The organism is Arthrobacter cupressi (assembly GCF_900099975.1).
Classification (GTDB): domain Bacteria; phylum Actinomycetota; class Actinomycetes; order Actinomycetales; family Micrococcaceae; genus Arthrobacter; species Arthrobacter cupressi.
Genome location: NZ_FNEI01000021.1, coordinates 19,019 through 45,385, shown reverse-complemented (window position 1 = coordinate 45,385; position 26,367 = coordinate 19,019). Strand labels below are relative to the sequence as shown.

At 67.2% G+C, this 26,367-nt stretch carries 21 protein-coding genes, 1 tRNA gene and 1 riboswitch; of the genes, 3 read left to right on the top strand and 19 right to left on the bottom strand.

Features of this window, described 5'->3' with window-relative positions:
* Positions 1-93 precede the first annotated feature (93 nt).
* The 13 genes from BLP88_RS17760 to BLP88_RS17700 form a co-directional block, all read right to left on the bottom strand.
* Positions 94-169 (bottom strand) — tRNA-Ala (locus BLP88_RS17760).
* Between the two features lie 155 nt (positions 170-324).
* Positions 325-723 (bottom strand): ribosome silencing factor, encoded by a 399-nt coding sequence (rsfS, locus tag BLP88_RS17755; protein ID WP_074591418.1) that lies wholly within the window; start codon positions 721-723, stop codon positions 325-327.
* A 59-nt stretch (positions 724-782) separates the two neighbouring features.
* Positions 783-2,090: a hypothetical protein gene (locus BLP88_RS17750; RefSeq protein ID WP_074591417.1), complete on the bottom strand. Its 1,308-nt coding sequence runs from the start codon at positions 2,088-2,090 to the stop codon at positions 783-785.
* Between the two features lie 7 nt (positions 2,091-2,097).
* Entirely contained in the window at positions 2,098-2,715 is a 618-nt protein-coding gene (gene nadD, locus BLP88_RS17745; protein WP_245679914.1) for a nicotinate-nucleotide adenylyltransferase, read from the bottom strand.
* A 55-nt stretch (positions 2,716-2,770) separates the two neighbouring features.
* Entirely contained in the window at positions 2,771-3,010 is a 240-nt protein-coding gene (locus tag BLP88_RS17740; protein ID WP_074591413.1) for a hypothetical protein, read from the bottom strand.
* A 118-nt stretch (positions 3,011-3,128) separates the two neighbouring features.
* Positions 3,129-4,490, bottom strand: a complete 1,362-nt coding sequence (locus BLP88_RS17735) for a glutamate-5-semialdehyde dehydrogenase (RefSeq protein WP_074591411.1) — start codon at positions 4,488-4,490, stop codon at positions 3,129-3,131.
* A complete protein-coding gene (gene proB / locus BLP88_RS17730) occupies positions 4,487-5,668 on the bottom strand; it encodes a glutamate 5-kinase (RefSeq protein WP_074591409.1) in 1,182 nt (393 codons plus the stop codon). Before proB ends, BLP88_RS17735 begins: the two co-directional genes overlap by 4 nt.
* Complete coding sequence (gene obgE, locus BLP88_RS17725) at positions 5,658-7,247, bottom strand: GTPase ObgE (RefSeq protein ID WP_074591407.1); 1,590 nt, start codon at positions 7,245-7,247, stop codon at positions 5,658-5,660. Before obgE ends, proB begins: the two co-directional genes overlap by 11 nt.
* Before the next feature lie 103 nt (positions 7,248-7,350).
* Entirely contained in the window at positions 7,351-7,614 is a 264-nt protein-coding gene (gene rpmA, locus BLP88_RS17720) for a 50S ribosomal protein L27 (protein ID WP_070347479.1), read from the bottom strand.
* A gap of 61 nt (positions 7,615-7,675) precedes the next feature.
* Positions 7,676-7,984, bottom strand: coding sequence for a 50S ribosomal protein L21 (rplU, locus tag BLP88_RS17715; RefSeq protein WP_070347480.1), 309 nt, complete (start codon positions 7,982-7,984; stop codon positions 7,676-7,678).
* Positions 7,985-8,315: 331 nt separating this feature from the next.
* The gene (gene thiD / locus BLP88_RS17710) at positions 8,316-9,830 is read right to left on the bottom strand and encodes a bifunctional hydroxymethylpyrimidine kinase/phosphomethylpyrimidine kinase (protein WP_074591405.1); all 1,515 of its coding nucleotides are present in this window, start codon (positions 9,828-9,830) and stop codon (positions 8,316-8,318) included.
* Positions 9,824-9,921, bottom strand: a riboswitch (TPP riboswitch). Its footprint overlaps the gene before it by 7 nt.
* Before the next feature lie 68 nt (positions 9,922-9,989).
* The gene (locus BLP88_RS17705; protein ID WP_074591403.1) at positions 9,990-10,646 is read right to left on the bottom strand and encodes a VOC family protein; all 657 of its coding nucleotides are present in this window, start codon (positions 10,644-10,646) and stop codon (positions 9,990-9,992) included.
* A 132-nt stretch (positions 10,647-10,778) separates the two neighbouring features.
* On the bottom strand, positions 10,779-13,988 hold the full coding sequence (locus tag BLP88_RS17700) for an Rne/Rng family ribonuclease (protein WP_074591401.1): 3,210 nt from the start codon (positions 13,986-13,988) through the stop codon (positions 10,779-10,781).
* Between the two features lie 463 nt (positions 13,989-14,451).
* On the opposite strand from BLP88_RS17700, the gene BLP88_RS17695 reads away from it, so the two are divergent.
* Positions 14,452-15,120, top strand: a complete 669-nt coding sequence (locus BLP88_RS17695; protein WP_074591399.1) for a vitamin K epoxide reductase family protein — start codon at positions 14,452-14,454, stop codon at positions 15,118-15,120.
* Between the two features lie 90 nt (positions 15,121-15,210).
* Here the strand turns inward: BLP88_RS17695 and ndk are convergent, their stop codons facing one another.
* From ndk to ileS, 4 genes are all read right to left on the bottom strand, one after another.
* On the bottom strand, positions 15,211-15,630 hold the full coding sequence (gene ndk / locus BLP88_RS17690; protein ID WP_074591397.1) for a nucleoside-diphosphate kinase: 420 nt from the start codon (positions 15,628-15,630) through the stop codon (positions 15,211-15,213).
* A gap of 62 nt (positions 15,631-15,692) precedes the next feature.
* Positions 15,693-16,142 carry a DUF4233 domain-containing protein gene (locus BLP88_RS17685; RefSeq protein ID WP_074591395.1) on the bottom strand — a complete coding sequence of 150 codons (450 nt, stop codon included), beginning with the start codon at positions 16,140-16,142 and terminating at the stop codon, positions 15,693-15,695.
* 1 nt (position 16,143) lies between these two features.
* A complete protein-coding gene (locus BLP88_RS17680; protein WP_074591393.1) occupies positions 16,144-17,505 on the bottom strand; it encodes a bifunctional folylpolyglutamate synthase/dihydrofolate synthase in 1,362 nt (453 codons plus the stop codon).
* Positions 17,502-20,801, bottom strand: coding sequence for an isoleucine--tRNA ligase (gene ileS, locus BLP88_RS17675; protein WP_074591392.1), 3,300 nt, complete (start codon positions 20,799-20,801; stop codon positions 17,502-17,504). The genes BLP88_RS17680 and ileS overlap by 4 nt, the downstream gene beginning before the upstream one ends.
* Before the next feature lie 352 nt (positions 20,802-21,153).
* Here ileS and BLP88_RS17670 point away from each other — a divergent pair, with 352 nt between their 5' ends.
* The gene (locus BLP88_RS17670) at positions 21,154-22,173 is read left to right on the top strand and encodes an endonuclease/exonuclease/phosphatase family protein (protein WP_074591390.1); all 1,020 of its coding nucleotides are present in this window, start codon (positions 21,154-21,156) and stop codon (positions 22,171-22,173) included.
* A 12-nt stretch (positions 22,174-22,185) separates the two neighbouring features.
* Here BLP88_RS17670 and BLP88_RS17665 read toward each other — a convergent pair whose 3' ends face one another.
* Together BLP88_RS17665 and BLP88_RS17660 are read right to left on the bottom strand one after the other, a co-directional pair.
* Complete coding sequence (locus tag BLP88_RS17665) at positions 22,186-22,968, bottom strand: SDR family oxidoreductase (RefSeq protein ID WP_074591388.1); 783 nt, start codon at positions 22,966-22,968, stop codon at positions 22,186-22,188.
* Positions 22,969-22,991: 23 nt separating this feature from the next.
* Entirely contained in the window at positions 22,992-23,387 is a 396-nt protein-coding gene (locus tag BLP88_RS17660; RefSeq protein ID WP_074591386.1) for a DUF488 domain-containing protein, read from the bottom strand.
* A 51-nt stretch (positions 23,388-23,438) separates the two neighbouring features.
* Between BLP88_RS17660 and valS the strand changes: the two genes are divergently transcribed.
* Positions 23,439-26,057, top strand: a complete 2,619-nt coding sequence (gene valS, locus BLP88_RS17655) for a valine--tRNA ligase (protein WP_074591384.1) — start codon at positions 23,439-23,441, stop codon at positions 26,055-26,057.
* Positions 26,058-26,367: the final 310 nt, after the last annotated feature.

Sequence of the window (26,367 nt, the reverse complement as noted above, 5' to 3'; positions counted from 1 at the left end):
ACCAGCCGAAAAAACAAAACACCCCCGGTCCGAAGACCGGGGGTGTCAACGATGTCCCGACACATCCGTAAAGGATGTCCCGCTACATCACATTGGTGGAGGTAAGGGGATTCGAACCCCTGACCTTCTGCATGCCATGCAGACGCGCTACCAACTGCGCCATACCCCCGTATTTTCGCTGCCTCACGAGCGAGGAAAAGCTTGGTTTAGCCTTTCCCGCCCTGCCTTGCGGCGAAGCAACTCCAATATCTTAGAACAGCCTTTCCGAAAATTCCAAATCGGGCATATTTTGGCTGTCCTGGCCCGGAAACACGGGCTTCGGGCCTACGCGCCTTCCTGGATGGCGGCCTTGGCGCCGTCCTCGCCGGCGAGTTCCAGGTCCACCACCGGGCAGTCCTTCCAGAGGCGTTCGAGGGCGTAGAACACCCGGTCTTCAGTGTGCTGGACGTGCACCACGATGTCCGCGTAGTCCAGCAGGACCCAGCGGCCTTCAGAGCGGCCTTCACGGCGCACGGGCCGCAGGTCCTTCTTGAGCAGTTCCTCCTCGATGCTGTCGACGATGGCGTTCACCTGGCGCTCGGTGGGCGCCGAAGCGATCAGGAAGACATCGGTGAGGGCGAGGCGTTCGCTCACGTCCAGGGCGATGATGTCCTCGGCGAGCTTGTCCGCTGCCGCGCGGGCGGCGTGGCGGGCCAGGACGATGGATGATTCATGTGCAGTCACGGGACTCCTTGGGTGGTGTTAATCCGGTGCAGGCCAGCGGCCTGCGAACGTTGTGGTGGTCAGCGGGAGGTACCGCTGGCAAAGAACACGATGCCGGCAATGACGGCGGCAACGGCGATGACGGCCAGGCAGAGGATGAGCAGTTGCTGGCGGCGGGCACGGGCAAGCCCGGCGGTGGCGGCGTCGAGCGGTTCCAGTCCGTACGCGGTGCGTGCGGCGACTGGGGCTGCCGGCGAAGTTTCCTCGGAGCCGACGACGGCGTCCCCTGCCGGCCGCTTGCCGGCCGCCTTCGCAGCGGCTTCGGCCCGGGCCAGTACGGCCGCGCGGCCGCGCTTGCTGCGCTGCTTTGCCGCGATTGCCGGCTCCTTGCCCACTTTGGGGCCGGCCGAGGTCACCAAGGGAACGAAGCTGGTAGCCGGCGGCTTCATCATGGGCCGGTCGACACCCGGCACCTTGACGAATTCGAGCGGCGTGACCATGGCCAGGTTGTTCGCTGTTGCCGGCCCGGTCTTGGCCGCCGGGGGCCGCCCGGCCTGTTCGGCAAGCTTCTGCTTGGCCTCGGCGCGTTTGTTGAGGACCGCTTCCCGTTCTGCCTCGGCGATCTGCCTGGCGAGGGCCTGCTGGTCCTCGGCTTCTTCGTCCCCGGCGTTCTGCGCTCCGGCCGCTTCCGGGGCCTCCCCTTCCGCGGGGGCGGCGTCCAAGGAGGCGATGTGTGCGAGCTTATTGGCTTGATTGCGGGCCTGTGCGCTGAGCAGCTCCCGGGCCGCGAGGGCCTGTTCCACGGACATCTCCGCCGGCTGCGCGGAAGTCTCCGCGGCGGGCGCCGAGGGTCCGGCGGTGACCCTGATGGCGCCGTCGGGAGCAGTGCGGTACGGTCCGGCAGGGGCTGGCTTGCCGGGCGCAGGAGCAGCGGCACCCGGGGCCGGCACGTCGGCGGAAGCCGCGGCCGCCGGCGGGACCACCGGGATCATGGAGGTCCCCGGAGCGAGTTCCTCCTGCAGTTGCTGGAGACGAAGCTGCCTGCGGGTCGGCGGGCCGCCCTTGGACAGCTGGCCTTCCTTGTCCGCGAGCTCCTTGATGGCGCGCAGCGCGGCACGGTCCCTGGCCCGGGCCTGGGAGGAGCGTTCGGCGCTGGGCTCGGCGTCCACGGGGGCGTCGGAAACCCGCCGCATGCGCCTGGTATCGGGGCCGGGCGCCTTCCGCGTCTCAGCAGCCGGGGCGTCGGCGGCGAGGGCCTGGGCAGCGGGCCGCGCAGCGTGGCCGTTTGAATTTGCCGCGGCTCCGGACGGCGCCGCCTGTTCCAGGTGCTGTTCCCGGGCTCGACGAAGCTCACGCCGGCTGCGGATGGGGGGCTGTTCCTGGCTCATTCAAAACTCACTCAGTAAGTGCTCGGCGGTCTGTTCCGGTCAATGACGGCGCGGACTCTGGATGCTGCTTTTCCGCGTAGAGGCCGTACTTGGCGATGTACTGCACCACGCCGTCAGGGACGAGGTACCAGACAGGGTTTCCGACTGCCACGCGGGCACGGCAATCGGTCGAGGAAATCGCCATGGCCGGCACTTCGAGCAAGCTGACGTCCTCCCTGCCCATATCGTCAAGCTCGTGGCCGGGCCTGGTGACGCCCACAAAGTGCGCCAGCTTCCAGAGCTCGTCCACGTCCTTCCAAGACAGGATCTGGGCCAGGGCGTCGGCGCCGGTGATGAAGAAGAGGTCGGCGTCCGGGCGCTGGGCGCGCAGGTCCCGCAGGGTGTCAATGGTGAAGGTGGGGCCGGGGCGGTCCACGTCCACGCGGCTGACAGTGAAGTTGGGGTTCGACGCGGTGGCGATCACCGTCATCAGGTACCGGTGCTCGGGCTCGCTGACCGCTTTGCTGGATTTCTGCCAGGGTTGCCCGGTGGGCACGAAGACCACCTCGTCCAGCCTGAACTTGGCGGCGACCTCACTGGCGGCAACCAAGTGGCCGTGATGGATGGGATCGAACGTCCCACCCATCACGCCAAGGCGGATCCTGCGCCCCGTGTCGCCGAAGGGTTTTGCAGCAGAAATCTTAGTGGCCAAACCCTGAGTGCTTGGCCGGGTGCTGGCGGTGCGGGTCCGAGTGTTCGTCAACGGGCTCGTGGCGGTTTCCCAGGTTGGTGTAGGACACGGTCACGAACATCAGGACGCACAGGATCGCGAACATGACGATGCCGAAGACCCACGGCTCGGCCCACAGCGGAGCCAGTTCCTCGTGGCCACCTTCGCCGCCCTGCGCGGCAATGGAAACGGCGATCTGTTGAAACTGCATGTTCTCCCCTACTGGTTCAAAAGGTTTTCGACGGCGGATCCTCCCGCCGCCCGGACTTCTGTTCTATGTTACAGCGTTGGCGTTACGGCGTTGCCCGCCGTTGGCCCCTTGCGGGTGCTCAGGCGCGGACCTGGCCTTCGCCCTGGACGATCCACTTGGTGGTGGTCAGTTCGGTCAGACCCATGGGGCCGCGGGCGTGCAGCTTCTGGGTGGAAATGCCGACCTCGGCGCCCAGGCCGAGTTCCCCGCCGTCGGTGAAACGGGTGGAGGCGTTGACGATCACGGCGGCGGAGTCGATCTCGGCGATGAACTTTTCGGCGTTGGCGAGGTTGTTCGTCAGGATCGCCTCGGTGTGGCCGGTGGTCCACTTGCGGATGTGGCTGACGGCGGCGTCGAGGTCGTCCACCATGGCCACGGCGAGGTCCAGGTCCATGTATTCGGTGGCCCAGTCGTCGTCGTCGGCCGGCACGGTCTCGACGGTCCCGGCAAGGGCCTTGGCAACGCGGGCGTCAACGTGCAAGGTGACGCCTGCGGAGCGCAGCGCGGACGCGACGGCCGGCAGTACCGTGGATCCGGAGTGGACCAGCAGGGTCTCCACCGTGTTGCAGACGCTGGGCCGCTGGGTCTTGGCGTTGAGCAGGATTTCCACGGCCATTTCCTCGCCGGCGGATTCGTCGATGAAAATGTGAACGTTGCCCTCGCCGGTTTCGATCACCGGCACAGAAGAGTTGTTCACGACCGTCTGGATGAGGTCGCGTCCGCCGCGCGGAATAAGGACATCAACCCGTCCACGGGCGCGCATCAGTACGTTGGCGCCGTCACGGCCGAACTGGTCCACCGTCTGGACGGCGTCGGCGGGCAGGCCGACCGACTCCAGGGCTTCGCGCAGGATGGACACGAGGGCGGCGTTGGTGTGGGCAGCGGCAGAACCGCCGCGCAGGATGACGGCGTTGCCGCTCTTCAGGGCCAGCCCGGCGATGTCCACCGTGACGTTGGGCCGGGCTTCATAGATTGCCGCGACGACTCCCATCGGCACGTTGACCTGGCGCAGGCGCAGGCCGTTGGGCAGCGTCTGGCCGCGCACCACGTTGCCCACGGGATCGGGCAGTCCTGCAAGGTTTTCCAGGGCGGCCACGAGGCCCTCGATGCGGGCAGGGTTCAGGGTGAGCCGGTCCAGCAGGGCCTTGGAGGTGCCGTTGGCCCGGCCGGCCTCCACGTCCTTGGCGTTGGCTGCAAGCACCGCGGCCTGGCGTTCAACCAGGGCGTCGGCGATAGCGCGCAGCGCACTGTCCTTCCACGCCCGGTTTGCCTGCGCCATGCGCCGGGCCGCCTTCCGCGAGCGGTCCGCGATGGCATGCACTGCCGCTTCGAGCTCCTGGGGCGCCAACGACTCCGGGGTTTCCGCCGGCGGAACGGCACCGGAAAGGGTTCCGGTGGTTGCGGCGTCGGAAACGGCGTGGGGAGTCAGTGCTTCAGTCATGCTCCAAGTTTAGTGGAGCGTGCCGACGGGACCAGAACGAGGTCGTCAACATGGACAACAACACGGTCATATCCGCTGCCCAGTTCCTTGGCGAGCTCCTTCGTGGAACGGCCGAGCATCCGCGGAAGCTCGTCGGCGGAGTAGTTGACCAGGCCCCGCGCGATCACGGTTCCGTCGCCGGCCACCATTTCCACGGGGTCCCCGGGTTCGAAGTCCCCGGCCACGGAAGAAACACCGGCCGGCAGCAGCGAAGTGTGGCGGTCGCGCACAGCCCGCACGGCGCCGTCGTCGAGCACAAGGCGGCCGCGCACGCTGGCCAGGTGGGCCAGCCACAGCAGCCGGACGGGCTTGCGCGCGCCGTTGACCGCGAACCACGTGCCGACGTCCTCGCCGGCAAGCGCCGCGGCGGCGTTGGCCGTGGAGGTGACGAGGGCATGGATCCCGGAGCCTGCGGCGATACTGGCGGCTTCCACCTTGGTCATCATGCCGCCCGTTCCGACGCCGGCCTTGCCGGCCTTGCCGATGGTCACGCCTTCAAGGTCGGCGGGTCCGGTGACCAGCGGGATGCGCTTGGCACCCTTCGCGGGCGGGCCGTCGTAGAGGGCGTCGACGTCGGACAGCAGCACGAGTGCGTCCGCCCGCACCAAGTGCGCCACCAGTGCGGCCAGGCGGTCGTTGTCACCAAAGCGGATCTCGTGGGTGGCGACGGTGTCGTTTTCGTTCACCACCGGCACCACGCCGAGGTTGAGCAGCCGGTCCAGGGCACGGTAGGCGTTGCTGTGCTGGGTGCGGCGCATCAGGTCGTCGGCGGTCAGCAGCACCTGGCTCACGGTGACGCCGTGGGCCGAAAATGCCTGCGTGTAGCGGGCCATCAGCAAGCCTTGCCCCACGCTGGCGGCTGCCTGCTGGGTGGCGAGGTCCTTGGGCCGTTTGGCCAGGCCAAGCGGGGCGAGCCCGGCGGCGATGGCCCCCGAGGAGACCAGGATGATTTCGCTGCCGGCGTTCCGCTTGCGCGCGAGGGCATCCACAAGCGCGGACAACGAGCGCTCCGAAATGCCGCCCTTGATGCTGGTGAGCGACGAGGAACCAACCTTGACCACGATGCGCCGCGCGGTCGCCAGCGCCTCGCGTTCCGCGGTGTCTGCCCCGGCCGGAACCGCTTCGGTGCTAGTCGTCATTGCCGTCTTCCAGGCCGTGTTCGGTCACCGGGCGGCCGGCACGACGGCGGCTGACGGATTCCGTCCAGATGCCCGCCTTGCGCTCGGCCTCGAGTTCGGCGCGGGCGGCGGCTTTGGCTTCACGGCGCTCGATCTGTTCTTCGCGCTTCTGCGAACGGGTGGGCCGCTCGCCGATATCCGCGATGCGGATGTCGGTGCCGCGCGGAGTGGCCAGGAGTTCCGCGCCGGCCATGATGGTGGGCTCCCAGTCGAAGACGACGCCGTCCTCGCCGCCGATCACCACGGTGTCGCCCGGCTTGGCGCCCATCTTGTACAGCTCGGTTTCGATGCCGAGCTTGGCGAGACGGTCCGCAAGGTAGCCGATGGCTTCTTCGTTGTTAAAGTCGGTCTGCTTGACCCAGCGCTCGGGCTTCTCGCCCTGCACCCGGAAGAGCGGCTCCAGGTTCTTTTCTTCGCGGCGGATGGTGAATCCGGTTTCGTTCACGGCACGCGGGCGCAGCACCGGGGCGGCGACCTTCGGCGGCGCGGCCTTCGCGGCGTCGCGCGCAGCATGGACGATCTCGGCCATCGCGAAGCTCAGGGCCCGCAGGCCTTCATGGCTGGTGGCGGACACTTCGAACACACGGTAGCCGCGGGCCTCGAGGTCCGGTCGCACGAATTCGGCCATATCGCGGCCGTCGGGCAGGTCCACCTTGTTCAGGACCACGAGCTTGGGACGTTCGTTCAGCGGGACAACCTCGCCGTCGGTGCCGGCGTAGCTCATATCGACCGCGTACTTTTCGAGTTCGTTCTCGATGATGGCCAAGTCGGAGAGCGGATCACGGTCGGATTCCAGGGTGCCGCAGTCCAGGACGTGGACGAGCGCGGCACAGCGCTCCACGTGGCGCAGGAAGTTGTGGCCCAGTCCCCTGCCTTCACTGGCGCCCTCGATCAGGCCGGGCACGTCGGCGATGGTGAAGCGGACGTCGCCCGCCTGGACCACGCCGAGGTTGGGCACAAGGGTGGTGAACGGGTAGTCGGCAATCTTGGGCCGGGCCGCTGACATGGCGGCGATCAGGCTGGACTTGCCTGCGGACGGGAAACCGACCAGGGCGATGTCCGCGATCGACTTCAGTTCCAGGACGATGTCGCGCGAATCGCCTTCAATGCCGAGCAGTGCAAAGCCGGGTGCCCGGCGCTTCTGGGAGGACAACGCAGCGTTCCCGAGCCCGCCGATACCGCCGGCCGCGGCCAGGTATTCGGCGCCGATGCCCACGAGGTCGGCCAGCACAGTGCCGTCCTTGCTCTTGACCACGGTGCCGTCCGGTACAGAGAGGACCAGGGTTTCGCCGTTCTTGCCGCCGCGCCAGTCACCCATGCCGGGGCCGCCGTTGGTGGCATGCCTGTGCGGGGCGTGGTGATAGTCGAGCAGCGTGGTGGTCTGGCCGTCGACGCGCAGGATGACGTCGCCGCCGTTGCCGCCGTTGCCGCCGTCGGGACCGCCGAGCGGCTTGAACTTCTCCCGCTTGACCGATACACAGCCGTGGCCGCCTGTTCCGCCGGATACGTGAAGTACTACCCGGTCTACGAAGGTGGCCACGATTTTCTCCTCTGTGTAGGCAAAAACTCTAAAAGATTCTAATGCTGTTAAAAGACAAGTGGAGCGGGCCGCCTGGCCCGCTCCACCCGTTCAGAATGTGTTGTTACTCTGCAGCTGCAGCAGCAACGATGTTCACGACACGGCGGCCGCGACGGGTGCCGAATTCGACGGCACCGGCCTGCAGTGCGAACAGGGTGTCGTCGCCACCGCGGCCGACACCGGCGCCCGGGTGGAAGTGGGTGCCGCGCTGGCGAACGATGATCTCGCCGGCGGAAACAACCTGGCCGCCGAAGCGCTTCACGCCGAGGCGCTGTGCGTTGGAGTCACGACCGTTGCGAGTGGAGCTCGCGCCCTTTTTATGTGCCATTTGAAATGCCTGCCTTTAAGGTTCTTGGGAAATCTGGTGAAACCCGGAAAGCAACCAGTGGTTACTTGATGCCGGTGATCTTGATCTTGGTCAGTTCCTGACGGTGACCCTGGCGCTTCTTGTAGCCGGTCTTGTTCTTGAACTTCTGGATGACGATCTTCGGACCACGGAGGTCTTCGAGGATCTCAGCCGTAACCTTGACCTTGGCCAGGTCCGCAGCAGCGGAGGTGACCTTGTCGCCGTCTACCAGGAGCAGTGCGGGCAGCTCGAGGGTGCTTCCGACTTCACCGGGGACGCGGTTGAGGGTTACGTAGTCTCCAACGGAAACCTTTTCTTGGCGGCCGCCTGCGCGGACAATCGCGTACACCACTTGGGCACTCACTTCTCTCGACGTTTCTTACAAAATTTGCGTGCGGAACCTGCGGAGCCGTTGTGGCCCTGATTCACGCTGTGCCTCAACGCCGTGAACTCCGGAAAGAAGCCCATGAGTCATCCCTGAACAGATCCAGGGGGCATAACCCAAGTGTTGGCGTAAGCACCGAAGATCTAGATTACGCTAGTTTCGCCTTCGGCCGCAAATGAGGCGGGACCGGAGCGGACCTTGTGATGGCCGCCACAGCGGCGATGCCGCCTTCCGGTACCGTGCCCGTCAAGCTTACCTTTTCCGGACAGTCCGGCCGCGCAGGCGGAGTTCGACACGCTCAGGCGTGCAGCCTCGGGGCGTCGAAGAACGCCGTTTCGTAGCGGCAGGACTGCACGAAGGCCTCGTGCATGGCGGCACGTTCAGCGGCGGACGCCGCGCGGGCGGCGCCGTCGACGACGTCGATCGCTTTCCGGGTCGCCTCGGCGAACGCTTCGTCCGCATAGGTCCGCAGCCAGTCGGCGTACGGGTGCCCGGCCGGTTCGCCGGCGGTGACGAATTCGTGGTGCAGGCGCTGTCCAACCTCCGCGTACAGCCAGTAGCACGGCAGGATCGCCGCGACCAGCACCCCGTAGCTGCCCGACGCGGACGCCGCGAGCAGGTGGTCCACATAGGCTTTCGTGACGGGGCCGGACGCTGTGGCCATCAGGCCGCCGAGCCAGTTGCGATGCAGCTCCGATTCGACTTCCAGGCACTGCTGGGAGCCTTTGGCCCAGAACAGCTGTTCGTCCTCATTGGGCGCAAGCGCCCCCGCGCGGGCCAGGACCCGGGAGTAGCCGTTGAGGTAGAGGGCGTCCTGGGCCAGGTAGTAGCCGAAATGTTCCCGGGACAGCATGCCGGACTGCAGGCCTGCAATGAAGTCCAGGGCGTGGATCTCGGCCAGTTCCAGCTCCGCGGCGTCCCATAGCTGTGCCGCGAACGCTCCGGGGCGCAGCTGGTCCTGCCGGTGGAAATGGTGGACGGGACCGTTTCCCTGACCCACTTCGAGCACCTCCGAATTGGCCAGTGCCCCCTGCAGCCAGGGCTTCACCTCGCGCAGGGCCTCCTCCCAGCTGCCCAGGCGGGCCTTGGCGGTGGCCATCGCGGACGAGAGCGAACATCCGGTGCCGTGGCTGTTGTTGGTGGCCACCCGCGGCCCCGGAACCTCCACCACGTCCTGGCTGAGCAGTCCCGTGGTGTTCACCAGGGCGTCGGGGCAGTCTTCGCCTGCCAGATGCCCGCCCTTGACCAGCACAGTGCTGCCGGTGGCGGCGGCCAGGCGCTTGCCTTGGGCCAGGGCCTCGCCCCAGTCGCGGGCTTCCTCTTCGCCGAGCAGCATGGCAAGTTCGGGCAGGTTCGGGGTGATGAGGCCGGCCAGCGGGAGCAGGCCGCGGAGGGCTTCCTCGGCGGAGGCTTCCAGGAGCCGGTCACCGCTGGTGGCAATCATCACCGGGTCCAGGACGACGACAGCGGGTTGCACCTTGCCGAGCCAGCTGCGGACTTCCTCGATCACGGAGGCGTCGCCCAGCATGCCGATCTTGACGGCGTCCACCGTGATGTCGTCGCTGATCGCGTCCAGTTGTGCGCGCAGGAACTCGACCGGCGGCACGTGGACACCGTGCACGCCCTTGGTGTTCTGGGCGGTGAGCGCGGTGATCGCGGCCATGCCGTAGCCGCCGCTGGCGGCAATGCTTTTCAGGTCAGCCTGGATGCCGGCGCCGCCGGAAGGATCGGACCCCGCGATGCTCAGGACCCGGGGCGGCCGCACAGCACGGGGGGCAAGAGGGTAGACGGGGGTCAGCGGTGCAAGTGCCATGGAACGGACATCCCTTCGCCGGTACTAACCGGGCAGGTTCAACGGGTCTGGTCTCAGCCGGCATCGGTGCGCGGCACCCCGTGTCAGGCTTCCAAGTCTAGCGGCCTGCCTTGCCCGGCCCGCCGACGCAGTTGGGTGAGGGTCCGCCTGAACAATTCGTTACGCCGTCTCCAGTGTCACGTCGCCCAGGGGCGTGGACAGGACGGCCCGCAGCGCGGGCGCCGGTGCATGTGCCACGCCCTGCAACGCCAGCAGCTGGCGTACCTCCGGCGGCAGGCCACCCAGCTGCAGCCCGCGCAACGCAACACCGCTGGCCGGCATGCGCTCGGTGGGATGCGTACCGTCCCACTGGATTAGGGTGGGCAGGGCGCCGCCGAGCTGCAACACGCCGTCGTCACGCACCAAAATCTGCCAGGCCAGCGGCCCCTGTGGCGTGTCGCGGGACATGGTCAGCGGCGGTCCCGGGTCGATTCCGGCGTCGGCCAGGCCCTTTCGGTGCATGTCCAGCATGCGGCTGCGCGCCACCATGTGCACAAGGCGCGGTGCATCGGCGATGCGCCGCTGCAGCCCCGCGTCGTCAAGGCCGAACCAACGCCGGCGCGGTGGCGGCGAAGCTTCCGGGTCGATGGCGATGATCTCAAAGTAGGTGCCCGGGAACGCAGCCGACGCGATGCTGAACACCTGGTTGTGCGTGCCCATCAGCAGGTGTTTGCCGCCTGGCCCGGGGGTGATGCCGAGCACGGCCTCGCACCAGGCCGCGCCCTGTTCGAGGCTGGCCGCGGCGACGACCAGATGATCAACTTCTGTGCTGCCCACGGGCACACCCTACCGCGGCCGCGGCCCCCGGGAAATGAAACCACAGGAGCACGGAAGGCCCCGGCGTCTCCGCACCTGTGCGGAGACGCCGGGGCCTTCCCTTTTCCCGGGACGGGTCCCGGAACCTGCTTCCTAGAGTTCGGACTTGGGAACGCCCACGCCGAGGATGATCGGCTGATCGGCGGCCTTCTTATCCGGCTGCGCGGTGTCCGGCTGCTTCGCCGGCGCCTTGGCTTCGTGGGCGGTTCCGCCGCTGGCCTCGGTGCTCGCATGCTGCTCCACCGTGGTGGCGTTGGCGGCGCCCTGGGCGCGGCTCGCGCTCCTGCTGCGGCGGCTCCGGCGCCCGCGGGGACGGTCTCCGGCGTCGCTGCCTGCCGGGGATTCCGGCGCATCAGCGGCCGTGTCTCCGGAAGCCCGGCCGAGGCCGGCGAAGGCCTGGGCGAGCAGATCAAGGCTCATCGACGGTTCATTCCGCACCGGCTCCTCGTGATGGACCGCGAGCGGCAGGGCTACTTCCTCCCCGCCGAAACGCAGCACCGGCAGTGCGGTGCCGGTGGGCGTAGCGGTACCGGAAGCTGTCGCAGCGCCGGAGCCCGCAGGGGCGGCCGACCCGGTGGCACCGGCGTCGGCGGGACCGCCAGCGGAGCCGCCGGCCGCTTCCGCAGCCGCCGCAGCGGCCAGGGCCTCGGCGGCGTGCTGGAGCTCATCGTCGTGAAGGTGCGCGGCATGCGCTGCGGCGGCGATGTTGGCCAGCGCGGCGCGGGTTGCGTCGGCCTTGGCCTGGCGTTGCGCATCCACGGCCTCCGGTGCAGGCGTCGCGGCCGGAGCCTCGGCGGGGACCTGTCCCCCGCCCTTGCCGCGGCGGCGCTTGCGCTCGGTGCGGGCAGGGGGCTGGGATTCGCTGTGCGGGCGGTGGTGTTCGGCGGCTACCACATTGGCCCGGCGGTGCTCCACCGGTTCGTCGTGGGTGACCACGCCGCGGCCGGCACAGGTTTCACACTGTTCGCCGAAGACCTCGAGCAGGCCGGTGCCCATGCGCTTGCGGGTCATCTGGACCAGGCCCAGGGATGTCACTTCGGCCACCTGGTGCTTGGTGCGGTCGCGGCCCAGGCATTCGACCAAGCGGCGCAGCACGAGGTCGCGGTTGGATTCGAGCACCATGTCGATGAAGTCGATCACGATGATGCCGCCGATGTCGCGCAAACGCAGCTGGCGGACCACTTCCTCGGCCGCTTCCAGGTTGTTCTTGGTGACAGTCTCTTCCAGGTTGCCGCCGCTGCCGGTGAACTTGCCGGTGTTGACGTCAACCACGGTCATGGCTTCGGTCCGGTCGATCACCAGGGAGCCGCCGGAAGGCAGGAACACTTTACGCTCCAGGGCCTTGTGGATCTGCTCGTCAACCCGCCAGGCGGCGAAGATGTCCTGGTCCGAAGTCCACTTTTCCAGGCGGCCCACCAGGTCCGGCGCCACGTAGGTGACGTAGGCCTCGATGGTGTCCCAGGCTTCCTCGCCGGAGACGATCAGCTTGGAGAAGTCCTCGTTGAAGACGTCGCGGACAACCTTGATGGTGAGGTCCGGTTCGCCGTACAGCAGTTCGGGCGCGAGGACCTTGTTGGAGCTCGACTGGCCCTCGATGCCTTCCCACTGGGCGCGGAGGCGGTTGATGTCGTGCGTCAGCTCTTCCTCGGAAGCCCCTTCGGCCGCGGTGCGGACGATCACACCGGCGTTCTCCGGCAGGCGGTCTTTCAGGATCCGCTTGAGCCGGTTGCGTTCGACGTCGGGCAGCTTGCGTGAGATGCCGGTCATCGAGCCGCCGGGCACGTACACAAGGTAGCGTCCCGGAAGGGAGATCTGGCTGGTCAGGCGGGCGCCCTTGTGGCCCACCGGGTCCTTGGTGACCTGTACAAGGACCGAGTCGCCGGACTTCAGGGCGTTCTCGATGCGGCGCGGCTTGCCTTCCAGCGTGACGGCGTCCCAGTTGACCTCGCCGGCGTAAAGCACGGCGTTGCGGCCCCGTCCGATGTCCACGAAAGCCGCTTCCATCGACGGCAGCACGTTCTGTACCTTGCCCAGGTAGACGTTGCCGATCAGGGAGTCCTGCTGCGTCTTGGACACGAAATGCTCTGCCAGCACGCCGTCTTCCAGGACACCGATCTGGATCCTGTCGTCGCGCTGGCGCACGATCATCTGGCGGTCCACGGATTCGCGGCGGGCCAGGAACTCGGCTTCCGTGATGACCTGGCGGCGGCGTCCGGTTTCGCGGGATTCGCGGCGGCGCTGCTTCTTCGCCTCAAGACGGGTGGAGCCCTTGACACTGGTGACGCGGTCAGGTCCGGCGCTTTCTGCGTGGGCGCGGGGAGCGCGGACGCGGGTCACGGTGTTGGGCGGGTCGTCATCCCCGCCGCCGCTCAGCTCGAGATCCTGGTCGCCACGGCGGCGGCGACGCCGGCGGCGCGAGGTGACGCCTTCTTCGAGGGGCTCGCCGGCCTCGGCCTCGCCCTCGACACCGGCGGTTTCTTCGTCGGTGACGTCTTCGCGCTCGGTGCTGCGGCGGCCGCGCCGGCCCCGGCTGCGGCGGCGACGGCGGTTGCCGCCCTCGTCGAGTTCGTTGTCCTCGTCGCCTTCCTCGTCACCGCTTCCTTCCTCGGCCGCGGGCGCCGGGCGTGTGGTGACCGTGCTCAGGTCCGGGGCCTGGAAAATCACGGAGGTGATGGATGCCGGCTCCAGGAAGAGCGAGGCCACGGGGCTGACGGCTTCGGCTTCTTCCTTGGCCGGCTCGGCGGCAAGGCCTTCCTCCTCGGCGGGAGTTTCCGCAGTTGGCTCTGCCACGGCGGTTTCTTCGGCCGCGGGCCCGGCAGATTCGGCTTCCACGGTCTCCGGAGCCTTGGATTCCTCTGCCGGCGCTTCCGCGGTTTCCTCGGTGGCGGCCTTGGCCTTGCTCGTCCGACGGCGGCGGACCGCCTTTTCGGGGGCCGGCTCCGTGGCGGGCTCTTCCGCGACTGCGTTTTCAGCGGCGCCTCCGGCCGCGGCCGCCGTTTCGGTGGTGGCAGCGGTGTCCGGTGAGGCCGGGGTTTCCGGGGCAGTCTCTGCGAACGCGGGAAGGGGCTCGGCGTCGTCGGTCTTCTTCTTCGCCCGGCTGCGGCGCACGGGGGCCTTGGGCGCGTCGGCTGCTTCAGCGGCCGCTGCGCTTTCGCCGGTGCCGGCTTCGGCAGCGGCGGTTTCGGCTGCCGCTTCCGTCTTCGGGGCGGCCTTGCGTCGTGTCCTGGTAGCCTTCTTCGGCGCTTCCACGGCCTCTGCCGCTGCCGCATCCTCGACGGCGGGTACTGCTTGATCGTTATCCATAAGTGGCAACACTCCTGCCCTTGTGCAACCGCCACATCCGGCGCCCAGTGGGGCACATATTGTCAAAACCCGCAGGCGTTGACAGAAGTCATCAGGTGTCTTTCCGGTTCGCACCAGCGTGGGGGTGCGGCAAACACGGAAAGCCGGCTCTGCTGGGACCCGTTGTTCTAGTACCACAACCAGGTGCCGTCCCATGCCATGGCGGGCGTGCCGGGGATCTCTGTTCCGGGCATGCCCTGCTCAGGGCTGGCGGTCTTGCGAGCAAGATGCCGGACCGGATCCCGCATGTGGAACGGGCTCCGACCACGTTCATTCTCTCACACCCCCGCAGTGTTGGGCGGAAGTGTCCGTGCTTGCCTGGACGTTTCGCCAAGGCAGCAGCGTTAGAATCCTCCCAAAGACCGGCACCGGCACCGAACAGGACCGGCACGCCGCGCGGCAACCCAGAAAGGGACCATCACCCATGCCAAGCCCCGCCAGCGACAATCTGGCCCCTGCAGACACCGCATCCGGCAGCACCCCCCGGACCGGGGTTCAGTTGCCGCGGATGGCCCGCGACGTGCCGTTTGCCTGGCTGCTGCTCCTGACGGGCGCCATCGCCTGGCTGGCATCGGGCGCCCTCGTCCTGGAAAAGCTCCAGGTCCTGGCCGACCCCAACCACGCGACCGTCTGCGACATCAACCCCTGGATCTCCTGCGGGGACGTGATGAAGACTCCGCAGAGTTCGGTGTTCGGTTTCCCCAACATGTTCATTGGAATCGTGGCGTTCGCTGTGATCATCACGACGGCGATGGTCCTGTTCGCGGGTGCCAAGCTGGCGCGCTGGTACTGGATCGGCCTGCAGGCAGGCGTGACACTGGGCTTCGTGTTCATCGTCTGGCTCTGGTCCCAGGCGCTCTACGTCATCCACATCCTGTGCCCGTTCTGCATGGTGGTCTGGGCGTGCATGATTCCGTTGTTCGTGTTCGTGACCATCCGGAACCTAGTGCAGGGAGTCATCCCGGCGCCCGCCGGCCTGGTGAAGGTCCTGGGCGACTACGGCTGGATCATCGTTGCGCTGCTCTACGTTGCCGTGGCAGCGAGCATCTTCTTCGCGTTCATCAACGTCTTCGTCGGCACTTCCGGGTACTGAGCCCGGCCCCGGAGCATCCCGCGAACGTACAGTTGAGGCCCCGGAATCGGCGATTTCGGGGCCTCAACTGTACGTTCGCGGGTCTTCAGATTAGTCCTGGAACCAGATCTTGATCTCGCGCTCGGCGGATTCCACGGAGTCGGAGCCGTGAACCAGGTTCTGCTGGACTGCCAGGCCCCAGTCGCGGCCGAAGTCGCCGCGGATGGTGCCCGGGGCCGCCGTCGTCGGGTCCGTGGTCCCGGCCAGCGACCGGAAGCCTTCAATCACACGGTGGCCTTCGAAGATCGCGACAACCACGGGGCCGGAGAGCATGAATTCGACCAGCGGTTCGTAGAAGGGCTTTCCGACGTGCTCTTCGTAGTGCTGTTCCAGCAGTTCGCGGCTGGCGTTGACCTTCTTCAGTTCGGCCAGGGTGTAACCCTTGGCTTCGATGCGGGCCAGGATGTTGCCGCTGAGGTTGCGGGCGACGCCGTCGGGCTTGATCAGGACGAGGGTGCGCTCGATGCTCACAGAGTTGCTCCAATGCGTTAAAGGTGGGTTTCCCTGCCAGTTTACGGGGTCCAGTCGCAGGCCTAGGCAGGCTGCCCGCCGTCCGCGCCGTGCTCGGCCTCCCATGCCGCCTGCTCCCGGTCGCGCTGGGCGTTCTCGCGGTCGATACGCATGCCGGCACGGATGCCGTACCACCAGCACGCCGCGAACAGCACGCCGACGATGAACATCATGGGCTCGGCGAATCCGGTGAGGATCAGCACGATCTGCAGGGCCCAGCCGAGTCCGATCCCCCAGGGCTTGCGGAGCACGGCGCACGCGAGCACCAGCACGACGCTCAGGGCGATGCCGAAGCCCAGGATCAGCACCGGGGGCACCTCGCCGCGCTTGAGCCCGAACACCGCGAGGGTGGCGAAGAACGCCACGAAGGCTTCAAGCAGCAGCACGGTGGAGGCGAACATGACTTTCGTGGAGCGCCGCTTTTTCGGCATGCCGGGGCGCCATTCGCGCTGGGCCTTGCTCAGCTTCGCCATCTCAGGCACCGGCCTTTCCCAGGAGGATGCGGGCCTCGGCCACTACCGTGATCGAGCCGGTGATGAGGACGCCGCCGGCCAGGTCGTCATTGGCCTCGGAGCGTTCGACGGCCCATTCGATGGCATCGTCCAACTGCTCGGCGATGTGCACGTTCTCTTCGCCGAAGCCCAGGTCCACGGCGAGCTCGGCGAGTTCCGCGGCAGGGATGGCGCGGGGCGAGTTCGATTGCGTGAAGCAGAACTCCTCGGCGAGGTCGCCCAGGGATTCCTTGAGCTGGCGCAGGATTTCCTCTGCGTCCTTTTCCCGCAGCACACCGATCACGACGACGAGCTTGCTGAAGTTGAACGCCTCGTGGATGGCCTCGGCGGAGACCCGGATGCCGTCCGGGTTGTGGCCGGCGTCCACGATGATGGTCGGCGCGGTGCGCACCACTTCGAGGCGGCCCGGCGAGGTGACGTTGCCGAACGCCTCACGCAGCACCTCGCCGTCGAGCTCCTTCTCTCCCCCGCCGAAGAACGCCTCCAGAGCCGCAATTGCGACGGCGGCGTTCTCAGCCTGGTGCGCGCCGTGCAGCGGCAGCAGGATGTCCTCGTAGCGGCCGGCGAGGCCATGGATCGTCAGCACCTGGCCGCCGACGGCGACACTGCGGGATTCGACGCCGAACTCCACGCCTTCGAAACGGAACGGCACGTCCAGCTCGCGGGCCTTGTCCAGGAGCACCTGGGCGGCGTCCACCGGCTGGGCGGCGCTGACGAGGAAGCCGCCGGGCTTGATTATGCCGGACTTCTCGTAGGCGATGTCCGCCGTCGTTTCACCCAGCAGATCGGTGTGGTCCAGCGAAATCGGTGTCACCACGGAAACCTGGCCGTCGCCCACGTTGGTGGCGTCGGTGATGCCGCCCAGGCCCACTTCGAACACCGCCACGTCCACGGGCTGGTCGGCGAAGACGGCGAAGCCCAGGATCGTCAGGCACTCGAAGTAGGTCAGCCGGGGCTGGCCCTCCGTCTCGAGTTCCTTGTCCACGATCTCCAGGTACGGCCGGATCTCGTCCCAGATCCGCACGAAGGTGGCGTCGTCCACGGGTTCGCCGTTGAGGCTGATGCGCTCGGTCACCTTGGACAGGTGCGGGCTGGTGTAGCGGCCGGTGCTGAGGCCGTGGGCGATGAGCCCGCGTTCAATCATGCGGGCCGTGGAGGTCTTGCCGTTGGTTCCGGTGATGTGGATGATCGGGTACGCCTTGTTGGGCTCGCCCAGCACATCCATGGCGCGGAACAGCGGCGCCAGCCGCGGTTCCATCTTGTTCTCCGGGGCACGGCCCAGGAGTTCGGCATAGACGCTTTCCACGGAGAATTCGTCGCTCATGCGTCCACCTTCGCTACAGTCACTGCCGGTTCCGCGGAAGCGGCGGCAGGCACGGTTTCCAGTTCGAGGGAGAGGGTTTCGCCCTTCACCAGGTCGGCATTGGCCTCCAGGGCGTCCAGCACGTCCTGGCTGGCCTGCACGGTGGTGCGGATCCGGTCGCTGACGTTCAGTCCGGCGTCCTTGCGGGCCTGCTGGATGGCGCGGACCATGTCGCGGGCCAGGCCTTCGGCCTCCAGTTCGGGGGTGACCTCGGTGTTCAGCACCACGAAACCGCCGCCGGGCAGCATCGCCACGGAGGCCGAACCGCCGTCGGCCGATTCCGCCACTACCGTCTCCAGGGTGTATTCCTGCGGCTCAAGCTCAAGCCCGCCCGCCGTCACTACGCCGGCGTCGCTGACCGACCAGTCGCCGGACTTGGAGCCCTTGATGGCCTGCTGGACGTTCTTGCCCAGGCGCGGGCCGGCGGCCCGGGCGTTGACCACGAGCTTCTGCTCGATGCCGAACTCCTCCGGGGACGCCTCGGCGGCGTCGAGGAGGCGGACCGAACGCAGGTTCAGTTCATCGGCGACGACGGCGGCGAAGCCTTCCAGCGCGTCCGCACCCGGTGCCACGACAGTGAGTTCCCGCAGCGGCAGGCGGACACGCAGCTTGGCGGCCTTGCGCAGCGACGAGCCGGTGGAGCAGATCTGCTGCACACGGTCCATGGCGGCGACGAGCTCCGGCTTGGCGGGGAAGAGCGAGGCGTCCGGCCAGTCGGCCAGGTGCACCGAGCGGCCGCCGGTGAGGCCGCGCCAGATCTCCTCCGTGACCAGCGGCAACAGGGAGGCTGCCACCCGGCACACGGCCTCGAGCGCCGTGTACAGAGCGTCGAAGGCGTCGGTGTTTTCGTCGAAGAAGCGCTGGCGGCTACGGCGTACGTACCAGTTGGTGAGCATGTCCAGGTAGCTGCGCAGCTCGTCGCAGGCACCGGAAATGTCGTAGTTGTCGAGGTTCTCCGTCACCGAGCGCACCAGGTCGCCGGTGTTGGCCAGCAGGTACTGGTCCAGTTCCTCGGCGTAGCCGTCGTAGCGCAGCTTCGCGTCGTAGCCGGCGCCGCCGTTCGCGGCGTTGGTGTACAGGGTGAAGAAGCTGTACACGTTCCACAGGGGCAGGATCACCTGGCGGACGCCGTCGCGGATGCCCTGTTCGGTGACGATCAGGTTGCCGCCGCGCAGGATGGGGCTGGACATCAGGAACCAGCGCATGGCGTCGGAGCCGTCACGGTCCAGGACTTCGGAGACGTCCGGGTAGTTGCGCAGGGATTTGGACATTTTCTGCCCGTCCGAGCCGAGCACGATGCCGTGGCTGATGACGTTGCGGAAGGCCGGTCGGTCGAACAGCGCGGTGGAGAGGATGTGCAGCATGTAGAACCAGCCGCGAGTCTGCCCGATGTACTCCACGATGAAGTCGGCAGGGTTGTGCGTGTCGAACCAGTCGCCGTTCTCGAACGGGTAATGCACCTGGCCGTACGGCATGGAACCGGAGTCGAACCAGACGTCCAGCACGTCCTCCACGCGGCGCATGGTGGACTTGCCGGTGGGGTCGTCCGGGTTCGGGCGCGTCAGCTCGTCGATGAACGGGCGGTGCAGGTCCACCTCGCCCTCGTTGTTCACCGGCAGGCGTCCGAAGTCCGCCTCAAGGTCGGCGAGTGAACCGTAGACGTCGGTGCGCGGGTACTCGGGATCGTCGGACTGCCACACCGGGATGGGCGAGCCCCAGTAGCGGTTGCGGCTGATGGACCAGTCGCGGGCGTTTTCCAGCCACTTGCCGAACTGGCCGTCCTTGACGTTCCCGGGGATCCAGTTGATCTCCTGGTTCAGCTCGGACATCCGGTCCTTGAACTTGGTGACCTCCACGTACCAGGAAGACACGGCGCGGTAGATCAGCGGGTTGCGGCAGCGCCAGCAGTGCGGGTAGCTGTGCTCGTAGCTGGCCTGTCGGACCAAGCGACCGCCGGCGCGCAGCACTTGGGTGATGGGCTTGTTGGCGTCGAAGACCTGCAGACCCACAATTTCCGCCAGCTTGCCGTGCGAGAACAGCGGCAGGAACTTGGCGCCTTCGTCCACGGAAAGCACCACAGGGATGCCGGCGTCTTCACAGACCTTCTGGTCGTCTTCACCATAGGCCGGGGCCTGGTGGACGATACCGGTACCGTCGCTGGTGGTCACGTAGTCGGCAACGAGGATGCGCCAGGCGTTCTGCGTGCCGTACTTTTCGGCGTCGGCGAAGTCGCCCCACAGCGGCTCGTATTCAAGCCCGGCGAGCTCGGCGCCGGTGTAGCTGGCCTCGACCGCGGCGGTGGCGGCAGCGGCGTCGTCGTACCCGAGGTCCTTGGCGTACGCCCCCAGCAGGTCAGCGGCCAGCAGGAAGCGGCCGGTCACCGGAGCCTCCGAGGACGCGGCCTTCACGCCGTTGGGACCAGCCGGCACGACGGCGTAGGAGATCTCCGGCCCGACGGCGAGCGCCAGGTTGGTGGGCAGCGTCCAGGGCGTGGTGGTCCAGGCGAGCGCCTGCACGCCTTCGAGCGCCTGGGAGAGTTCGGACTCCCCCGCCTTGACCGGGAAGGTGACCGTGACGGTCTGATCCTGCCGGTTCTTGTAGACGTCGTCATCCATGCGCAGCTCATGGTTGGACAGAGGAGTCTCGTCCTTCCAGCAGTACGGAAGCACGCGGTAGCCGTTGTAGGTGAGGCCCTTTTCGTGCAGCTGCTTGAAGGCCCAGAGCACCGATTCCATGTACTCGACGTTGAGGGTCTTGTAGTCGTTGTCGAAATCCACCCAGCGGGCCTGTCGGGTGACGTAGGCCTTCCACTCGTTGGCGTACTTCATGACGGAGGCGCGGCACGCGTCGTTGAACTTGTCGATGCCCATGGCTTCGATCTGCGTCTTGTCCGTCATGCCCAACTGCTTCATCGCTTCCAGCTCGGCGGGCAGGCCGTGGGTGTCCCAGCCGAAGCGGCGCTCCACGCGCTTGCCGCGCTGGGTCTGGTAGCGGCCCACCAGGTCCTTGGCGTAGCCGGTGAGGAGGTGGCCGTAGTGCGGCAGGCCGTTGGCGAAGGGCGGGCCGTCGTAGAAGACGAACTCGTTGCTGCCGTCCGTGCCGGCGTCGCGCTGGTCGATGCTGGCCTGGAAGGTCCCGTCCTCATCCCAGTACTTGAGGATGCGCTCTTCGATTTCCGGGAACTTCACGGAAGCGGAAACACCGGCGGCCGAGCCGTCGCCGGAAGAGGCCGTTGCGGCCTTGGGATAAAAGGTCATCTCGAATCCTGGGTGAGCTGGTGGGACTGTTGGTCTGTCAGGATGCGAGGACGGCGCCCGTGCCGCTTGCGCTGCACCGGTACCGCGGTACCACCTCACTTACCGGCACCCGCCCTCCTGCGGAGGGACCGGCGTCGGCCGCTCATTGCTGCTGTGACGGGCTTACCCGTCCGGTTCTACTGGCCTGGCCGCCAGAGGGTTCTGGGGCCGGGTGTTCTTCCGGAAGCTCACCGGTGATGGCCGGGTCGATGCTTGTCTCCCAAGTCTAGCGGCAGCCGGAGGCTGCCCTCCACCCGGAGCTTCCGCCCTCGGTATGAGGTGACCGGAACGGCGCGTGCCTAGACTCGGGTTCATGACCCTCACCGCTGTCCGCAAGCCGCGCTCCCGGCGCCTGACCGTCCTGATCGTTACCCTTCTTCTGGTGGTGCCGGTGGCGGTGATGTCGCTGCTGCGGGCTCTTCCGGTGGAATGGCCGACGACGGCGGTCCAGATGCTGGCGTTCATGCCCTGGGTAGCGCTTCCGGCAGCCATGGCGGCCGGGCTGTCGGTGTTCAGCCGGCGCCGCTGGCTGGCGGTGGCGGCTTCTGCCCTGCTGCTGGCTCAGGTGTTCTGGCTGTTCCCGCTGGATTTCGGCAGGCCTGCGGCGTCGACAGCTGATTCGGTGGTGCTGCCGGTGATGAGCCTGAACTCCGAGTACGGACAGGCTGATGCCGATGAGGTAGTCCGGCTCGTGCGGGAGAACCGTGTGCAACTGCTGGCGGTCCAGGAGCATTCGGCATCCTTTGAGCTGGAACTTGCCCGGGCCGGCGTCGGGCAGTTGCTCCCGCACCGGATCAGCAGTCCGACGGACGACGCCGCCGGCAGCGCCGTGTACTCCGCGTTCCCGTTGGAGGCGGTGGGCCTGATTCCGGACACGCCGTTCCACATGCCGACAGTCCGGGTCACGGCGACGTCCGGCGGCCTGTCCGCGAGCTTCGAGCTGACCAACGTGCACACGCTTCCGCCGGTCGATTCGAGGATCGCCCAGTGGCGGCATGACCTTGCGGCAGTGGGGCGCGTAGGGGCTCGGCCAGGACACCGCGTGCTCATGGGCGACTTCAATGCGAGCTACGACCATCGCGAGTTCCAGGAACTCCTGGACGGGGTCTCCGGCACCCGGCCGGACGGATCAAAGTTGGTGGATGCGGGGATTGCGAACAACAGCCGGCTGCTTCCCACCTGGCCCATGGAAGGCATGAATCTGCCGGGCGTGGTCCTGGACCATATCGTCACCGGCGCGGACATCGGCAGTTCCGGCTATTCGGTCCACCGGGTTCCTGGCAGCGACCACGCCGCTGTCATCGCGCTCCTCGCGGTGCCTGCCGGCGGCTAGCCGTGTGGGTCCTCAGCCCTTGCGGATCAGCTTGTGGTTGGCGGCCTGCGCCACGGGGCGGATGGTGATGTGGTCCAGGTTGATGTGGTGCGGCACCGATACTGCGTAGCGAACCACTTCGGCCACGTCCTCCGCGGTCAGGGGCTTCTCGACGCCGGCGTACACCTTCGCTGCGGCCTCGGCGCTGCCGAGGCGGTTGAGGGCGAATTCCTCGGTGTGCACCAGGCCGGGGGCGACCTCGATGACGCGCACGTTGTTTTCCGCCTCCTCCAGGCGCAGTGCGCCCGTGAGCGCGTGCTGGGCATACTTGGCCGCGTTGTAGCCGCCACCGCCTTCGTAAACCGCCAGGCCGGCGGTGGACGTCAGGTTAAGGACGGTGCCTTCGCCATTGCTGCGGAGCATCGGCAGGAAGGCGCGGATCATCTTCATGGTGCCCAACACATTGACCTGGTACATCCAGTCCCAGTCATCCGTCTTGGCGTTGGCCAGGGTGTCCGCTCCGCGCGCTCCACCGGCGATGTTGATCAGCGTGTCCGCCCCACCGTGGCGCTCGACGAGCCGGAGCAGGATGTCGACGTCCTCGTCCTTGCTGATGTCCGCCGGGACGGCGACGGCACCGGTGTCCTCGGCGAGCGCGGAGAGACGGTCCGCGCGCCGCGCGACGGCGTAGACCTTCCAGCCGTCGGCGGCCAAGGCCCGCACTGTCGCTTCCCCGATGCCCGTGCTCGCCCCGGTGACGACGGCGGTCTTCGTTGCCGGCTGGATCTTCGCTGCGCCCTGGATTCCCTCAGTCATGCCACCACTGTATCGGGGCCCGCTCAGTGTTCTTTCCTTCCACGACGGCTGCGCTTCAGGAGCGGGGCCAGGAACTCCAGCAACACCCGGGCATGGTTGACGTCGGCGTCCCGGGCCGCGTACAGCAGGGTCACCCTCGAATGCTTCCCGGCCAGGTCCAGGAGGGTGTCCACGGCCGGGTTCTGTTCCAGTTCGGCCAGGTAGGCTTTCCGGAAATCGGCGAAGCGCTCCTGCATGTGGGCAAACTCCGTGCGCAGGGGCGGCGAGGGTGCGATCTCCTTGAGCCAAAGGTCAAGGCCGGCGCTTTCCTTACTGACCCCGCGCGGCCATAAGCGGTCCACGAGAACCCGGCAGCCGTCGTCGTCGGAGGGTTCGTCATAGATGCGTTTGGTCACCAATTGCGTGGGCTGATCCGCCATAGGCGGATGCTACTGCCGAAAGTGGCTGAAAGACCATGAAACAATTGGCCCATGGCTGAATCAACGCAGGGTACAGACACGCCCGCTCCCACCCCCATCAACGTTCCGGACAAGCCGGCCCTGGAAGGCCTGGAAACGGCCCTCACGCAGCGCTGGCTCCAGGACGGCACGTACAAGTTCAACCCGGACACCACCCGGGAGGCGGTCTACTCGATCGACACTCCCCCGCCCACCGCGTCGGGCTCCCTCCACGTGGGCCATATGTTCTCGTTCACCCACACCGACGTCGTGGCCCGCTACCAGCGCATGCGCGGCAAGAACGTCTTTTACCCCATGGGCTGGGACGACAACGGCCTCCCCACCGAGCGCCGCGTCCAGAACTACTACGGTGTGCGCTGCGATCCGGCCATCCCCTACAACGCCGACTACCGACCGCCGGCAGCGCCTGCGAAGAACCAGCGCGACTTCGATGTGATTTCCCGCCGTAACTTCATAGAACTCTGCGAAGAACTCGCGGTGGAGGATGAGAAGGTCTTCGAGAACCTATTCCAGACCCTGGGCCTCTCCGTGGACTGGAACCTGACCTACCGGACCATCGACGACACCTCCCGCGCCGTCTCCCAGCGGGCCTTCCTGGCCAACCTCTCCTCCGGAGACGCGTACATGGCCGAGGCCCCGACCCTGTGGGACGTGACGTTCCGCACCGCCGTCGCACAGGCCGAGCTGGAGGACCGGGAAATGCCCGGCGCCTACTACCGCTACCCCTTCTTCACCGCCGACGGCGAGAAGATCTTCATCGAGACCACCCGCCCCGAACTGCTGGCCGCCTGTGCCGCCCTGGTGGCGAACCCCGACGACGAGCGCTACCAGCCGCTGTTCGGCAAGACCGTCACGTCCCCGCTGTTCGGGGTCGAGGTGGAGGTCAAGGCCCACCCGCTCGCCAAGGCGGACAAGGGTTCCGGCATCGCCATGGTCTGCACCTTCGGTGACCTCACCGACGTCACCTGGTGGCGCGAGCTGCAGCTGCCCACCCGCGCGATCGTCGGCCGCGACGGCCGTATCGTGGGCGACACACCCGAGTGGATCACCACCGACGCCGGCCGCGAGGCCTACGCCGCGATCGCCGGCAAGACGGTGTTCAGCGCCAAGGAAGCCGTGGTGGAACAGCTCGGCGCCGCCGGCCTGCTCGACGGCGAGCCGAAAAAGATCATGCACCCGGTGAACTTCTTCGAGAAGGGCGACAAGCCCCTCGAAGTGGTCACCTCCCGCCAGTGGTACATCCGCAACGGCGGCCGCGACGAAGACCGCCGCGAACGCCTGATCGGCCGCGGCCGCGACATCGACTTCCACCCGGCCTTCATGCGCTCACGGTACGAGAACTGGATCGAAGGCCTGAACGGCGACTGGTTGGTCTCCCGCCAGCGCTTCTTCGGCGTGCCGATCCCGGTCTGGTACCCGCTGGATGCCGAGGGCAACCCGGATTACGAGAACCCGATCCTGCCTTCGGACGACATGCTCCCGGTGGATCCGGCAGCCGACGCTGCCCCGGGCTACGAAGAATCGCAGCGCGAACAGCCCGGCGGCTTCACCGGCGACGCCGACGTCCTGGACACCTGGGCCACGTCCTCGCTGACCCCGCAGATCGTGGGTGGGTGGAGCCGCGACGAAGAACTCTTCGGCAAGGTCTTCCCCTTCGACCTGCGCCCGCAGGGCCACGACATCATCCGCACCTGGCTGTTCTCCTCGGCCGTGCGTGCCGACGCGCTGCAGGCCGTCGCCCCGTGGAAGCACGCGGCGATTTCGGGCTGGATCCTGGACCCGGACCGCAAGAAGATGTCCAAGTCCAAGGGAAACGTGGTGGTTCCCACCGACGTGCTCAACGAGTTCGGCTCCGACGCAGTGCGCTACTGGGCTGCCTCGGCGAAGCTCGGTGCGGACACTGCCTACGAGATCGCGCAGATGAAGATCGGCCGCCGCCTGGCCATCAAGCTGCTCAACGCCTCGAAGTTCGTGCTCAACCTGGGCGCCACGGAGAACTCCGTGCTGTCCGGTGACCTGTCCGTTCTCAGCAACCCGCTGGACCGTGCCCTGCTCGCCCAGCTGGCCGACGTCGTCGCGCAGGCCACCAAGGCCTTCGAAAGCTACGACCACGCACGTGCCCTGCAGATCGCGGAAACGTTCTTCTGGCAGTTCACCGACGACTACGTCGAGCTGATCAAGGACCGCGCCTACGGTGCCGCCGGCGAAGCCGAACAGGCCTCGGTGCTCGCCGCGCTGGCGACCACGCTGGACTCCCTGCTCCGCCTGTTCGCCCCGTTCCTGCCCTTCGCCACCGAAGAGGTCTGGAGCTGGTGGCGCGCCGGTTCGGTGCACCGCGCCGCGTGGCCGGCTCCGTTGGAGATCGCCGACGGCGACACCGGCATGCTGGGCACCGTGGGCCTGGCCCTGAGCGGCATCCGCAAGGCCAAGTCCGAGGCAAAGGTCAAGCAGCGCACCGAGGTGCTGTCCGCGGCGATTTCGGCGAACGAGTCCTTCGTGGCTCAGCTGAAGGCCGGGCTGGGTGACCTGAAAGCTGCGGCGAACGCCCGGGAGGTTTCGCTGGTGGCCGCCGACGGCGAGCTGACGGTCAGCGACGTCGTCCTGGCACCCGCGGAGGACGCACAGAGCTAGGAAAACGGAACGGCCCCCGGACACTTCCGCAGGGAAGTTTCCGGGGGCTGGACGTTCCGGGCCCTAAAGGTTCTTGGGCAAGTTTTGGGCAAAGGGGAAGCCCCATCAGCGTTTTGCCGTTGGTGGGGCTTCGACTTTCGGCTGTCTGGTGATGTCTTGACAGTCTGGCGGAATCCTTGGAGTTTCAGGTCTTCCTACCTCATCACCGGTAGCTTGCTTCTGACTTTGCCGAAGGCTGCGTCAGATGCATATCACTGAATCTTTGGTTTCCGCGTCCCTCTTCTTTCGAAGTGGGTAAGTACTATTCTTG